This is a genomic window from Pradoshia sp. D12, assembly GCF_008935075.1.
In the GTDB taxonomy this organism is placed as follows: domain Bacteria; phylum Bacillota; class Bacilli; order Bacillales; family Pradoshiaceae; genus Pradoshia.
In genome coordinates, this window is sequence record NZ_CP044545.1 from 759,608 (window position 1) to 773,528 (window position 13,921).

Below are 13,921 nucleotides of genomic sequence, written 5' to 3' on the forward strand. Positions count from 1 at the left end.
TATTTTAGGGAGTGGATGAATTGAAAGCGGTTAACAAAAAGGTTTTATCTGTATTTATAGCGCTATGTTTGCTTATTGGTTTAAGTACCGGTTTTCTATCTCTTGAAAAAAAAGAACATGCCGAAGCGGCAGGAAAGAAAAAAACAGAAGTTAAAAATATCATTTTTATGGTGGGGGATGGAATGGGAGTCCCATTTTTAGCTGCTCACAGATATATGAAAGATAATCCAACCACAAAAATAATCGAAAACACAACATTTGATTCATATTTGGTAGGCATGCAAACTACATATGCTGATGATGAGGAGCAAAACATTACTGACTCTGCTTCAGCAGCAACAGCGATGTCTTCGGGTGTTAAAACATACAATGCAGCAATCGCTGTAGATGTTCATCAAAATGAAGTTAAAACGGTCCTGGAAGAAGCTAAAGCGCTTGGGAAATCAACCGGACTTGTAGCTACATCTGAATTAACACATGCAACACCAGCATCTTTTGGTGCCCATGATATTTCCAGACATAATATGGATCAGATTGCCGATGATTATTTTGATGAAATGATTAATGGAAAACATAAAGTGGATGTTATGTTAGGTGGCGGACTAAAGAATTTTGTACGCACTGATCGTGATCTAACAGAAGAATTCCAAAATAAAGGATATAGTTACGTTACAAATAAAAACGAAATGAGTTCGGATAAAAATAAACAGATTCTAGGGTTGTTTGCGGATGGTGGCCTTCCAAAAATGATCGATCGTACTAAAGAAATCCCATCATTAAAAGAAATGACAAATGTTGCAATAAATAAATTAAATAAAAATAAAGATGGATTTTTCTTATTGGTAGAAGGGTCGCAAATTGACTGGGCTGCGCATGATAACGATATTGTAGGTACAATGAGCGAAATGGAGGATTTTGAACAAGCATTTAAAGCTGTAATAGAATTTGCTAAAAAAGATAAGGAAACTTTGGTTGTCCTTACTTCAGACCATTCAACTGGTGGATATACTATGGGAGCAAACGGAGAATATAATTGGTTTCCTGAACCGGTCCAAAGCGCAAAAAGAACCCCAGACTTCATGGCAGCAGAAATAGCAGCCGGTAAATCTGTTGAAGAAACACTAAATAAGTATAGTGGCTTAGAACTAACGAGTGAAGAGCTAGATACGGTAGTGATAGCCGCTGAACCGATTGACGGTGTAAAAGACGTTACAAAAATTGATAATGCGATTGAGAACATTTATAATGCACGTTCAAATTCAGGTTGGACAACAAGCGGACACACTGGGGACGATGTGGCAGTCTTTGCATATGGACCTAAAAAAGATAGATTTAGTGGTTTAATAGATAACACAGACCAAGCAAAATTTATTTTTGATATTCTAGAAGAAAACAGTCCATACCTACCGCTGACAATCGAAGATGTATCCAGTAAGTCTACCAAAATAAAAGGAATGACTGCACCTGGAGCTACCATTTCTGTTAAAGTAGGAAAAGAGACAATTGGTTCTGGAAAAGCTAATGAAAATGGAGAATTTATAATTAATATCAAGAATCAAAAGGCTGGTAAAGAATTAACAGTATTAGCGAAGAATAAAGATAAAAGCAGCAAGGTTGTTAAATTACTCGTAAAATAATTACAAAAAAGACATTGCGATTTTGTGCAATGTCTTTCTTGTTTTTAGGAATGTTTTTATATTAGCGTTTAATTAGTTGGTTAAAAGAAAAATTATTAAAAGGAGAATTCTCAAAAGAAGATTAGAGTTTATATTTTACATTCAAAGAAATAGTCATTATAATCTAAATGGAATGCTAATTTTTTAAAAGCTGCAGAGCAAGTGTGTGGCAGGTGGATTTTTGAATGTTTTGTTTTCGCCACCCATCCCTTTATAAGGGGTGGGTGTTTTTTATTTTGGCCAGCTTCAGCTCCTAGGTCCTCGAGACATAAGTGTAGCTGCTGCAGGAGAGAAAAAAACGCTCTCCTTACGCACCTCCTCTTATGCTTGTCGGACCTGGGCAGTCGCTTCAGCTTTATATTTAATCCAGCTTCAGGGCCTAGGAGCTCGGGACATAAGCAAAGCCACTACGGGGATGAAACTCCCTCTGTGCCTTTGTCTTATACTCCTCGCGGGCCTACAGGATGTAGGTCATGAAGACGTTGCCACAGGACGTGGCGTTCTTAGTCTTCGTTCCTTGAGTTTTAGCTTTATATGCAATCTAGCTTCAACGGCTAGAAACTCAGGACATAAGCATAGCCTCTACGGGGGATGAACCTCCCCTTCGAGTCTCTGTCTTATGCTCCTCGTTTCTGAGCGAGCCGTTTCAGCTTTTTATTTTAGGAGGTTTTTATGGGGATTTGGAGATATGCTTTACTTGTTTTTTTAGGCGGTTGTTCGTATGGGGTGGTTTCTACTTTTGTGAAACTTGCCTATGGGGAAGGGTTCACTCAGGGTGAAATTACAGGTAGTCAGTATTTGTTGGGTGCTGTTATGCTGTGGATTGTAGCATTATTTGTACCTAAGGTTAAGTTGTCAGGTAAGCAAATAATAATTTTATTAATAAGTGGTTTCCCAATGGGACTGACGGGAATTTTTTATAATAAATCGCTGACCTATGTAGATGCATCGTTTGCCATCATTTTGCTTTTGCAATTTACATGGATTAGTTTTGTATTACAATATATTTTCGATAAAAAGGCTCCTGGTAAGAAAAATATTATTGCCACTGTGATCATTTTATTAGGATCCATTCTTGCATCAGGTATCTTGGCAAGTAATGGCGAAGTTTCATTAGTGGGTATAGTTTGGGGACTCCTATCTGCGACATCATTTGCCTCTTTCATTGTAGTAAGTGGACGCAGCAATATCGAAATTCATCCTATTTATAAGAGTGCATTTATGACAACGGGGGCAGCGTTACTCATTTTAATCGTATTCCCGCCAGTATTCCTTCTAAATGGTACATTGATGGATGGCTTATTTATATATAGTATAGTTGCAGGTTTATGTGCTTCCTTAATTCCTCCTATATTCTTTAATATAGGTATGCCTAAGATAGGAAGTGGGCTCGGGACTATCTTAAGTGCTTCAGAATTGCCTATGGCTGTATTAATGTCTGCTCTTGTGCTTAATGAAGTAGTAACTGGAGCACAATGGATAGGCGTAATTATTATTTTATGCGGAATTGCTTATCCGAATATGAGGATGCGGTGGAACCGTGAAGTTCAAAATGAACCGATTGAATTGTAATATTAATTTTTTGTACAATAAAGATTTACTTAGTTCAATTTAGAGGCTGCCGACAATGTCGACAGTCTTTTTTTTTGTAGATATCGCTTAGCACGAAAACTTCCGGGACTTTAAAGCAGGAGAACTTCCTCGGTGTCGTCAATTAAAATATGGTTTCATCCTGATTGCTTAATTTAATAAAAAAAGGGAAAAAAATAATAATTAGTATAGCAATTGTTCCGCTTAAATAACCCAACCCCAATATAAAACCTCTATCTTTAAAAGATACATATTGCTTGTTTTTGCAGCTTGGACAATCCTTTCCTTCCTTAGTAAAGCCGAGTGACCAAATGTCTTTAACTTTCCACTTGAAATTACAGTGTGTACACCTTGCCAACAATCCATCAACCCCATCTCTATTCTTTGTTGGATTACAGGGGATTTCTGTATTTCATTTTACCATCAAATCAAAATTATTGGGAAAGTAGGAAGGTTAGAAAATAACCGTATAAGATTATACCTGCGAGAAAGTAAAGGAAATAGACTTTTGCTCAAATAATAAAATAACCCAAACCTTTTTCAATATTCAAACATATATTTGAATGATAAGTAGAAGGGATATATAATATAATCAAACGAAGGTTTGAATGAAGAGGGTGAAATAATGAGTAAAAAGGATACATGTGATGTATACGGGTTTGATCAAACTAAGGTTGATCGCATAAGGACAGATATACAAAGAGAAAATTTGTCCAGCGTTGCTCAATTATTCAAAGCGCTAGCTGATGAGAATAGAGCGAAAATAACGTATGCTTTATGCCAGGATGAAGAGCTATGTGTTTGTGATATAGCGAATATTATTGGTTCATCAGTTGCGACTGCTTCTCACCATCTAAGGACTCTTTATAAACAAGACATTGTTAAATATCGAAAAGAGGGCAAATTAGCTCTATATTCATTGGATGATGAACATATTAAACAAATCATCATGATTGCCTTAACGCACAAGAAAGAGGTGAAATGAAATGAATGAACATGTAAAAACAGATCAAAAAACATACCGTATTGAAGGGTTGAGTTGTGCTAATTGTGCCAATATATTTGAGAACAATGTAAAAAATCTAGATGGAGTCAAAGAAGCTAAGGTGAATTTCGGAGCATCCAAGATTTATGTGCAAGGCTCAGCTACAATTGAAGATATAGAAAAAGCGGGTGCTTTTGAGCATTTAAAAATACGAGATGAAAAAGAGAAAAAAATCGAAAAGACTCCGTTTTGGAAACAGAAAGAAACCTACAAAGTTTATATCTCAGCTATATTAATAGTGATTAGCTGGTTTTTAGGCCAGATATATGGTGAAGATCAGATAATTCCTACAATTGGATATGGAGCAGCGATTTTAATAGGTGGTTATACCCTTTTTATAAACGGCCTGAAAAATTTAGGGAAATTAACCTTTGACATGAATACCTTGATGACCATTGCCATTATTGGTGCAGCGTTGATTGGGGAGTGGAGTGAAGGAGCTACTGTAGTTGTCCTTTTTGCCATTAGTGAAGCATTGGAGCGTTATTCAATGGATAAAGCGCGACAATCGATTGAATCTTTAATGGATATTGCTCCGAAAGAAGCCTTGATTAGGCGTGGGCATCATGAAATTATGGTGGATGTCGAAAATATTGTGATCGGTGACGTCATGATTGTAAAGCCGGGACAAAAAATAGCAATGGACGGTAAAGTGATAAAAGGAACGTCAACTTTAAATCAGGCAGCCATTACGGGTGAAAGTGTTCCGGTTTTTAAAGCCATCGATGATGATGTGTATGCGGGTACATTAAATGAAGAGGGATTGCTCGAAGTAGAGGTTACAAAACGAGTAGAAGATACAACATTATCTAAAATCATTCATTTAGTAGAAGAGGCTCAAGCGGAAAAAGCTCCTTCACAAGCTTTTGTAGATAAATTTGCTAAGTATTACACCCCTGCAATCATCGTGATTGCGTTCTTAATTGCCATTGTACCTCCATTATTTTTCGGTGCGGAGTGGAGTGCTTGGATTTATCAAGGGTTGGCTGCTTTAGTGGTAGGCTGTCCATGTGCTTTGGTTGTATCTACACCGGTTGCTATTGTAACAGCCATAGGGAATGCTGCTAAAAATGGTGTTTTGATTAAAGGTGGTATTCATCTTGAAGAAGCTGGACATTTAAATGCAATAGCCTTCGATAAAACAGGTACCCTTACAAAAGGTATCCCTACTGTAACAGATTATATCGCCTTTGCTGAAAATAAAAATGAGTTATTCATGATTGCTGCTGCAATAGAAAATGGTTCACAGCATCCATTGGCCTCAGCGGTAACAAAAAAAGCTGAAGAAATGGGTCTGAGTTATAAAGATATAATCCTGGATGAATTTCAATCCATTACAGGTAAGGGAATAAAGGCTAGCGTTAATAAAGAAACGTATTATGTAGGAAGCTTGCACTTATTTGAAGATTTGTTAATGGATCAGATTAAAACAGAGCAAAGGAATCAGATTCAGTCACTTCAAACCCAAGGTAAAACGATGATGATTCTTGGTACGGAAAAAGAAATATTAGCTATCATTGCAGTGGCTGATGAAGTGAGGGAATCCTCTAAAGAGGTTATTAAGAAGCTTCATCAAATTGGAATACAAAAAACGATTATGCTCACAGGAGATAATGAAGGAACAGCAGCAGCAATTGGTCATGAAGTTGGTGTTTCAGATATAAAGGCTGACTTACTACCAGAGGATAAATTAAACTATATTAAAAATCTCCGTAAAAGTAATTTGCGTGTAGCTATGATTGGAGATGGAATTAATGATGCTCCTGCGCTGGCTGCAGCTAATCTTGGTGTTGCCATGGGCGGTGCTGGAACAGACACAGCCTTGGAAACAGCTGATATAGCTTTAATGTCTGATGATTTAAGTAAATTGCCATATACAATTAAGTTAAGTCGTAAGGCGCTGACCATCATCAAACAAAACATCACCTTCTCATTGGCAATTAAAGCGATTGCCCTATTATTAGTCATTCCAGGCTGGTTAACATTATGGATTGCTATCTTTGCTGATATGGGTGCGACGTTAATCGTGACATTAAATAGTTTAAGATTGTTGAGAGTGAAAGAATAGAGACGATACAGGAAGCAATTTGCTTCCTGTTTTTTATATAAAAGGATTTTGTAATTGATATATAGAAATTGTAAGAAGAAGGGGATTATATATTATGAATAAGATAAATAAAATTGAAGCAGTTTTTATTGATCGAGACGGAACAATAGGTGGAGATGATACGATTCATTATCCGGGTAAATTTGAGTGTTTTCCCTTTACGCATTCTTGTATCGAGCAGATTAAAGAAAATAATATAAAAATTTTCGCATTTACAAATCAGCCAGGGATTTCTAGAGGAATGGCAACCGAGCAAGATTTTATCGATGAGTTAAAAGGCTTTGGTTTCGATAATGTTTTAATATGTCCTCATTCTCCGGAAGATGGATGTAAGTGCAGAAAGCCAGGGATAGGAATGTTATTGAAGGCTGCTTCTAAACATCTATTAAACTTAGAAAATTGCATTGTGATTGGGGATAGATGGAGTGATATGGCAGCAGCTAAACAGGCAAATTGTTTAAAAATACTTGTAAAAACGGGATCAGGACATGCAACATTATTGAAACATCAGAAAAAAATTAAGAGAATGACAATAGAGTATATTGCTGAAGATTTAAAGGATGCTGTGCAATGGATTTTCCAATCACTAATTAATCAAGAGGAGGATAAAATAGTTGGAAATTTATCAGGCCACTCTAAAGAATCGTGAAGGGGTTAGCCAATTATTTAATTCGTATCGAGAATTTTATCATCAACCAAGTGATTTTGATGGTGCAATGACTTTTATTAGTGAGCGCTTAGAAAAGAGGGATTCAATTATTTTTGTGGCTGTGAATCATAAAAGGTATGTGGGATTTATACAGCTTTACCCGTCGTTCTCCTCTATTGCCATGAAACGAACTTGGATACTTAATGATTTGTATGTTATACAAGAAGCAAGACGAGAGGGAATTGGACAGCTGTTAATGGATGCAGCTATTAACTTATGCACGGAAACGGGGGCAAAATCATTATCCCTTCAAACAGCACCTGACAATGAACAAGCGCGAAGACTGTATAAAAATAATGGTTTTACTTTAGATAATGAGTATGACTCATTTATTAGGTATTTTAGATAATAATGAACAGAATGATTAATGTAAAGGAGGATATTTTAGGTGGGGAATAAATATGCCTATTATTATACGACGCTAATAGGTAAAGTAGGAATCGCAGAAGATGGGATCGGGATTACAGATGTGTTTTTAGGTGAAAAGCCAATAGAAGCTGAGGAGAAGGAAACTCAGTTAATCAAAGAAACCGCCAAGCAACTAGAGGAATATTTTAAAGGGGAGCGGGAGCAATTTACTCTAAAACTGAACCCTCGTGGTACTCCATTTCAACAGAGTGTTTGGAAGGAATTGGTGCAGATTCCTTATGGAGAGACGAGAAGCTATAAACAGGTGGCAGAGAGGATAGGGAATCCTAGTGCTTCTCGAGCAGTAGGGATGGCAAATAATAAGAATCCGATTTTCATTATCGTTCCATGCCACCGTGTCATCGGTGCTACTGGAAAATTGGTCGGTTATGGGGGTGGACTTGATATAAAAGAGAAGCTTTTGGGACTGGAGTTTGAACGGATTACAAATTAAAGGTGATTCGAGCAGATCGCATTGATTCGTTTAGAATCAGTTTTATTTTGGCTTATAAACGGTCTTTGATAGTCTATAATGAAGTATATCTAATTGCATGAAAGAGACAATAAGGAGTCAGAAATGGAGAAACAATATTTTTTGATTGGTGAAGTGTCAAAGCTTACAAATACATCCGTTCAAACACTACGGTTTTACGATAAGATTGGCTTATTTAAACCTTCCTATACCGATCCTGATAACCAATACCGATATTATAGCAATACGCAGCTGTTTTATTTGGATATCATTAAATCACTGAAGCATGTCGGAGTCCCGTTGAGTGAGATAAAATCTGTATTACAGTTATCAGCGGGGGAGATGGCTGAATTTTTAGATGCGCAGGAAAGTAAAATTGAGCAGCAGCTGCGTCGGCTGGAGGATGTTAAGGCCATTCTGCGTTATAAGAAGAAGCAAATACTAAATCAACCCTCTCCTGAACAATTAGAAAAAGTGTATATAAAAAAATATGATAAACAGCGTATTCTTACTTATAATCAGGCACCTTCATCTGCCACTATTATTCCAGTAAAAGAATACGGCCATTTAATGAAAGTATTAGAAGACCATGGGACGGTATTTGATAGTGTCTATTGTGCGACGTATCCATTAAAAAAATATGATTCTATGCTAGATTGGCAATATACATCTATCTTTACACCAGTTCTCACGGACGAGGAAATCACGGTCTCAAATAAATATATGGAGATTGGTGAATTACCTGCCGGTGAATACGTATGTATTGCCTTCCATTCAGCAGAAGGAGTATATGAATCCTCTTATGAGACGCTTTATTCTTATATTATAAACAGAAAAATACCAACTGAAAAAATCGTCTATGAGTTGTATATGCCTTTTACCGATACGGCAGTCAATGAAGATGATTTTATCGTTGAATTGAAAGTACGAATAAAATCTACTTGACCCTATAGTAACTATAGGGTTTATTTTTATTAGTAGGAATTATAAACTAGTATACAAGAAAAGGAGTAAAACGATGTCAGGCAGCAAGAATCAGAATAAAGTACTTATCCTTTTATTAAGTAATATGTTTATTGCATTTTTAGGGATTGGCCTTGTAATACCAGTTATGCCTACACTTATGCGAGAACTTAACCTCGATGGCACGATTATGGGCTACCTCGTTTCAGCGTTTGCGGTCGCACAGCTCATTTTCTCACCATTTGCAGGGAAATGGGTGGATTTATACGGACGTAAGCGTATGATTATAATCGGTATGTTTTTATTTGGCATATCAGAGTTGATATTCGGTTTGGGAGAACAGGTATGGGTACTGTTCCTGTCCAGAATTTTAGGTGGAGTTAGTGCGGCATTTATTATGCCTGCAGTAACAGCATTTATCGCAGATATTACCACAATGAAGGAACGTCCAAGAGCATTGGGGTATTTATCAGCAGCAATTAATACAGGCTTTATCATTGGACCGGGAATTGGTGGTTTCTTAGCGGATATAGGTACGCGAGTGCCTTTTTATTTCGCCGCTGGACTAGGGATTTTCGCGGGAATCTTCTCCATTTTAATGTTGAAGGAACCTGAGCGCACAGTAGAAACGAATTCTTCAAAAGAAGTACCTGGCAAGAAAGGATATCATAAGCTATTTACGATTATTTACCTTATTCCGTTCCTAATTATCTTATCATCTTCACTTGGTCTATCTACCTTTGAATCTATGTATAGCTTATTCGTTGATCAAAAATATGGCTTCACTGCTAAAGATATAGCGATGCTCATTACGGTTAGTGCCATATTAGGAGTCATCGCACAAGTATTTTTATTCGAGAGAATTACAAGAGTAATCGGGGAAATATGGCTGGTTAAGCTATGTTTACTGGTAGGAGCTGTTTTTGCGTTCCTTTTAACAAGAGCATCCGCTTATTGGAGCGTGTTGGCGGTAACGTTTTTGGTATTCCTTGCTTTTGACTTAATCAGACCGGCAATAACGACTTATCTATCTCGTATAGCCGGAAAAGATCAGGGATTTGTCAGTGGTATGAACTCAGCATTCACGAGTGTTGGGAATATTATCGGACCGGCAATTGGCGGGATTTTATTTGTTATTGATCTGATCTACCCATATATTTTTGCGGCTATATTATTGGGAATTAGCTTGCTGATTTCCTTTGTATGGCGTGAAAGGACAACGGAAGTCCAGTCATAGATTGATTGTATTAGAGGCAAACCAGCTGTGTTTTTTTGCGCGGCTGGTTTTATTTTTAAAGTACTTATTGGCAATATCACTGTATTGATTTTCTTAAAACTCATTTTTCTATCTCCTTCAGCATATAATCGTGTAGTGAAGGAGGTCCGTCCAATAATCGGACAAGCATTTTTGAGGTATTATAAAGAGACATAGATAGTAATCGACGTTTCAGTTCAATCGTAAGATTAAGATATAAACTTTTTCAAACGTGATTCACAGAGAGTTTGTCCCTGAATAAAAGCTATACCCTGTCTATTAACCTGTAACCAGATTTATTAAATTCGCAAAGGAGTAAGCGATAGATGAAACTAAAAATTCGATTAGCCAAGGATTCAGAAACCATGGAGATTATCGAACTATTAAAAGGGGCTGCGTCATGGCTCAAATCTGAGGAAATTGATCAATGGTCTTATTTATTGTCCGGAGGAGAGGATCTCGATATAGAGCGTGCTATTCTCAACAATGAGACCTATGTAGCAAAGTATGAAAATAATCTGATAGGGACCTTTACTTTATCATCTGTTCAAAGTGAATGGAATCTCGATTTATGGGGGAATCAAGAGGATAGTTCCATATATTTACATCGCCTTGCTGTAAATAATGAATATAGAGGGCAGGGACTGGGGTGTGAAATAATTCGGTGGATTGAAGAGATATTTTCCGGTCGATATATGTATTTAAGACTAGATTGTGTGTCCAATAACCCCAGACTTAACCAGTTTTATCAGGATTGTAGATTCAAATTGGCTGGATCCACCGAAGAATTTAATAAATATGAAAAATGTATTTAAAAAGGTAAATCAAGAGGAAGCAGTAAAAAGGATTGATAATAAAAGATATTTAGATTTAAAAAAGTTTAAGTATCAAATGTTTGAAGAAATGGTTACGGAATATAGAAATGTTAAGTAATGAGTGAACGTATTAATAAGACATTTTTCTGGAAACTAGCCAACTAAAAAAGGACACCCAAATAGGCATCCTTTGAAAAGTTATTACTACCACGGAAATATGAGATAACACAAACATGCAATTATAGCTAAAACTAAGTTATAGAATATGTATTTATATTTTTTTTGTAGTACAGATATAATTGTTGAAATAATAGCAACTACCACTGCCATAGGAATAGTGAATAAAAATACGCCAAGAAAAAAAGTATCGATATAAACTAGAACAGTAAGTATGGCAGTGATGCTTGTCCATAGGATTGGATTTTTAAGCATAATTTAATCCTCCTCGTATAACTTGGTAATTATTATTTCAATATAATATAATATCGAAAACATTACTTCAATAGATTTTTGAAACCAATTTAAAGCTATTTCGTTATATACTACATACAATAATCTATACATAAACAGATATAGAAAAAGAAGGGCACCAATAAATAATAGGATTGAAAACATAATTATTATGCCCCCTTAACAGCAGAATCACTTCTCTTCGATATTCCATAGATGATACCGACAAGTCAGGAAAGAAAGGGAGTCAAATACGTATCGTGATTTACTCATAGGTTGCATAAATTTCCTTGGATTTATATCTGCTGAGTTGACATCCTATAATGATAATAATGATAGACACCAGCAGTAATTTGGAAATATACATCTATATGTTTTTCTTCCTAGCCTATATTATAGGAGAGGCTAAGGGCATTTATTTTACTTTCTCCTAGCTTTATGTTGATATTGTATAATGAAGATTACTATGATTGTCCAAAGAAGGAATATTATGATAGTGCTTTAAAGGTATTTCTGATTGGTCATAACACATAACTGATACATAGAAAGGATGGTCCAATTGGAGTCTTGGATAATGGACTTGATGAATCAATTTGGTTATTGGGGAGTGTTTCTCCTAATTGCTTTAGAAAATGTATTTCCTCCTATTCCGTCTGAAGTGATTTTAACGTTTGGAGGATATATGACACATGAAACTCAGTTAACGGTAGTTGGTGTCATATTGGTATCTACAATAGGTTCGGTTTCCGGTGCAATCATTTTATATTTCATTGGCCGATTGCTTGATGTCAGTCGTTTGGAAAAAATAATTGATCGGTATGGGAAGATCCTTCGTCTTACAAAAGAAGACATTTATAAGGCTGATGCCTGGTTTGATAAGTATGGTATTTGGACAGTCTTATTCTGCCGTCTAATTCCCTTAATTCGGAGCCTAATTTCTATTCCTGCAGGGATGTCCAATATGAATTTTCCATTATTCATTTTGTTTACAACAATAGGGACAGTTGTCTGGAATACCATCCTGGTCAACCTGGGAGCAAGTGTGGGAGAAAATTGGCATGAGATTGTAAACTATATGGACACTTTCTCAAATGTAATCTATGTCATACTCATTGTGCTATTTATCCTGTGTATTGTTTGGTATATTCGAAAAAGAAAAGAACGGAAGTAAACTTGAAAAGCCCATATTCTCCAGATGAAATGGAGGACAAGGGCTTTTATTATTTGTTTGGCATATAGTTTGTTAAAAATGAACTAACTTTTTCTTCATACAATGCTGGATTTATATCATAGGCATTGCCATGCTCTGCTTTCGGTACTGAATAGAGGTCTTTTTCTGATGGAGTAGCCTCATAAAGCTCATGTACCATTTCAACTGGAACAAAGGTATCAGCTTCACCATGGATATAGAGGATGGGTAAATTTGTCTTCTTGACCTGCTCGATAGCTGAAGCTTCTCCAAAAGAGTACCCTGCCCGGATTTTTGTTAACAAACTAGTAGTTTGGATAATTGGGAAGCTTGGAAGATGATACATTCTTTTCAATTGATAGGATAGAACATCTTTGGCAGACGTATATCCGCAATCGGCAATAATTGCTTTTACTTGATTTGTCAGCTCTTCGCCGCTTGTCATTAAGACAGTAGATGCCCCCATCGAAACACCATGCAGGGCGATGTTTGAATCTTCTCCTTTACGATCGATTATATAATCAATCCATTGAAGATAATCCTTGCGCTCTGGCCAACCAAAACCAATATAATCCCCTTCGCTAGCACCATGTCCACGCGCATCCGGCATAAGCACATTATAATTTAAAGTTTCATGATAATATTTTGCGTATGCAGCCATATTCTTAGCCTTGCCTGCGTATCCATGCGCAATAATAACGGTTTGATTGGTTGGTTCATTAGCTTCCAAATAATAGCCTTTTAATTTCAGACCATCCATAGAAGTGATTGATACAGTCTCAAAGTTTGATTTGCTCATCCATGAAAGTGCCTGTTCCAGTAGAGAGTTGTCGGTTGAGACATCTAAATCTGGATTATCATCTAGAAAATCCTTATCAGAACGATAAACGGCTACTTTATAAAAGTAGAAGCTGGCTGCAGTCAGAATGGCTAGTATGAGTATGGTGATAATCGCAATCCACTTTTTCATAGTCCACACCTTCTTCTAAGTTGTCATAACAACTATCATACATCGAAAGATGACTTTTTGGTATAAGGTTTCTTTATCTATAATTACCTCAATTATCTATAATGCAGTAAGGATTATGTACCAGTGCGCGACTGAATAAGTGGAAGACCTGTTTGAAGGAAAAAATTGAACGTTATCACAGATAGTAGATGTTAAATTTTCCATAAATAAAATGTTCAAACAACCTGTTAAAATATAGATATACAATTTACAAGTCAAATAGGATTTTATAA

Annotated in this window: 12 protein-coding genes; 11 read left to right on the forward strand and 1 reads right to left on the reverse strand. The window is 36.3% G+C overall.

Annotated features, from left to right (window positions below):
* The first annotated feature begins 20 nt into the window (after positions 1 to 20).
* The 11 genes from F7984_RS03715 (at position 21) to F7984_RS03770 (ending at position 12,661) form a co-directional block, all read left to right on the forward strand.
* Positions 21 to 1,637: an alkaline phosphatase gene (locus F7984_RS03715; protein WP_306821540.1), complete on the forward strand. Its 1,617-nt coding sequence runs from the start codon at positions 21 to 23 to the stop codon at positions 1,635 to 1,637.
* Between the two features lie 711 nt (positions 1,638 to 2,348).
* Positions 2,349 to 3,248, forward strand: coding sequence for an EamA family transporter (locus tag F7984_RS03720; RefSeq protein WP_140461115.1), 900 nt, complete (start codon positions 2,349 to 2,351; stop codon positions 3,246 to 3,248).
* A 643-nt stretch (positions 3,249 to 3,891) separates the two neighbouring features.
* A complete protein-coding gene (locus tag F7984_RS03730; protein ID WP_066102105.1) occupies positions 3,892 to 4,251 on the forward strand; it encodes an ArsR/SmtB family transcription factor in 360 nt (119 codons plus the stop codon).
* A gap of 1 nt (position 4,252) precedes the next feature.
* Positions 4,253 to 6,379 carry a heavy metal translocating P-type ATPase gene (locus F7984_RS03735; protein WP_140461116.1) on the forward strand — a complete coding sequence of 709 codons (2,127 nt, stop codon included), beginning with the start codon at positions 4,253 to 4,255 and terminating at the stop codon, positions 6,377 to 6,379.
* A gap of 103 nt (positions 6,380 to 6,482) precedes the next feature.
* Positions 6,483 to 7,067 carry an HAD-IIIA family hydrolase gene (locus tag F7984_RS03740; RefSeq protein ID WP_066102425.1) on the forward strand — a complete coding sequence of 195 codons (585 nt, stop codon included), beginning with the start codon at positions 6,483 to 6,485 and terminating at the stop codon, positions 7,065 to 7,067.
* Positions 7,033 to 7,476: a GNAT family N-acetyltransferase gene (locus tag F7984_RS03745; protein ID WP_066102099.1), complete on the forward strand. Its 444-nt coding sequence runs from the start codon at positions 7,033 to 7,035 to the stop codon at positions 7,474 to 7,476. The genes F7984_RS03740 and F7984_RS03745 overlap by 35 nt, the downstream gene beginning before the upstream one ends.
* 39 nt (positions 7,477 to 7,515) lie before the next feature.
* Positions 7,516 to 7,989: a methylated-DNA--[protein]-cysteine S-methyltransferase gene (locus tag F7984_RS03750; RefSeq protein WP_140461117.1), complete on the forward strand. Its 474-nt coding sequence runs from the start codon at positions 7,516 to 7,518 to the stop codon at positions 7,987 to 7,989.
* Between the two features lie 123 nt (positions 7,990 to 8,112).
* Positions 8,113 to 8,952 (forward strand): MerR family transcriptional regulator, encoded by an 840-nt coding sequence (locus F7984_RS03755; protein ID WP_066102093.1) that lies wholly within the window; start codon positions 8,113 to 8,115, stop codon positions 8,950 to 8,952.
* Between the two features lie 73 nt (positions 8,953 to 9,025).
* The gene (locus tag F7984_RS03760) at positions 9,026 to 10,207 is read left to right on the forward strand and encodes an MFS transporter (protein WP_139891528.1); all 1,182 of its coding nucleotides are present in this window, start codon (positions 9,026 to 9,028) and stop codon (positions 10,205 to 10,207) included.
* A gap of 344 nt (positions 10,208 to 10,551) precedes the next feature.
* Entirely contained in the window at positions 10,552 to 11,040 is a 489-nt protein-coding gene (locus F7984_RS03765) for a GNAT family N-acetyltransferase (RefSeq protein ID WP_140461118.1), read from the forward strand.
* Positions 11,041 to 12,049: 1,009 nt separating this feature from the next.
* Positions 12,050 to 12,661 carry a DedA family protein gene (locus F7984_RS03770; protein ID WP_066102076.1) on the forward strand — a complete coding sequence of 204 codons (612 nt, stop codon included), beginning with the start codon at positions 12,050 to 12,052 and terminating at the stop codon, positions 12,659 to 12,661.
* Positions 12,662 to 12,710: 49 nt separating this feature from the next.
* Here the strand turns inward: F7984_RS03770 and F7984_RS03775 are convergent, their stop codons facing one another.
* Positions 12,711 to 13,649 (reverse strand): alpha/beta hydrolase, encoded by a 939-nt coding sequence (locus F7984_RS03775; RefSeq protein WP_139891526.1) that lies wholly within the window; start codon positions 13,647 to 13,649, stop codon positions 12,711 to 12,713.
* Between the last annotated feature and the right edge of the window lie 272 nt (positions 13,650 to 13,921).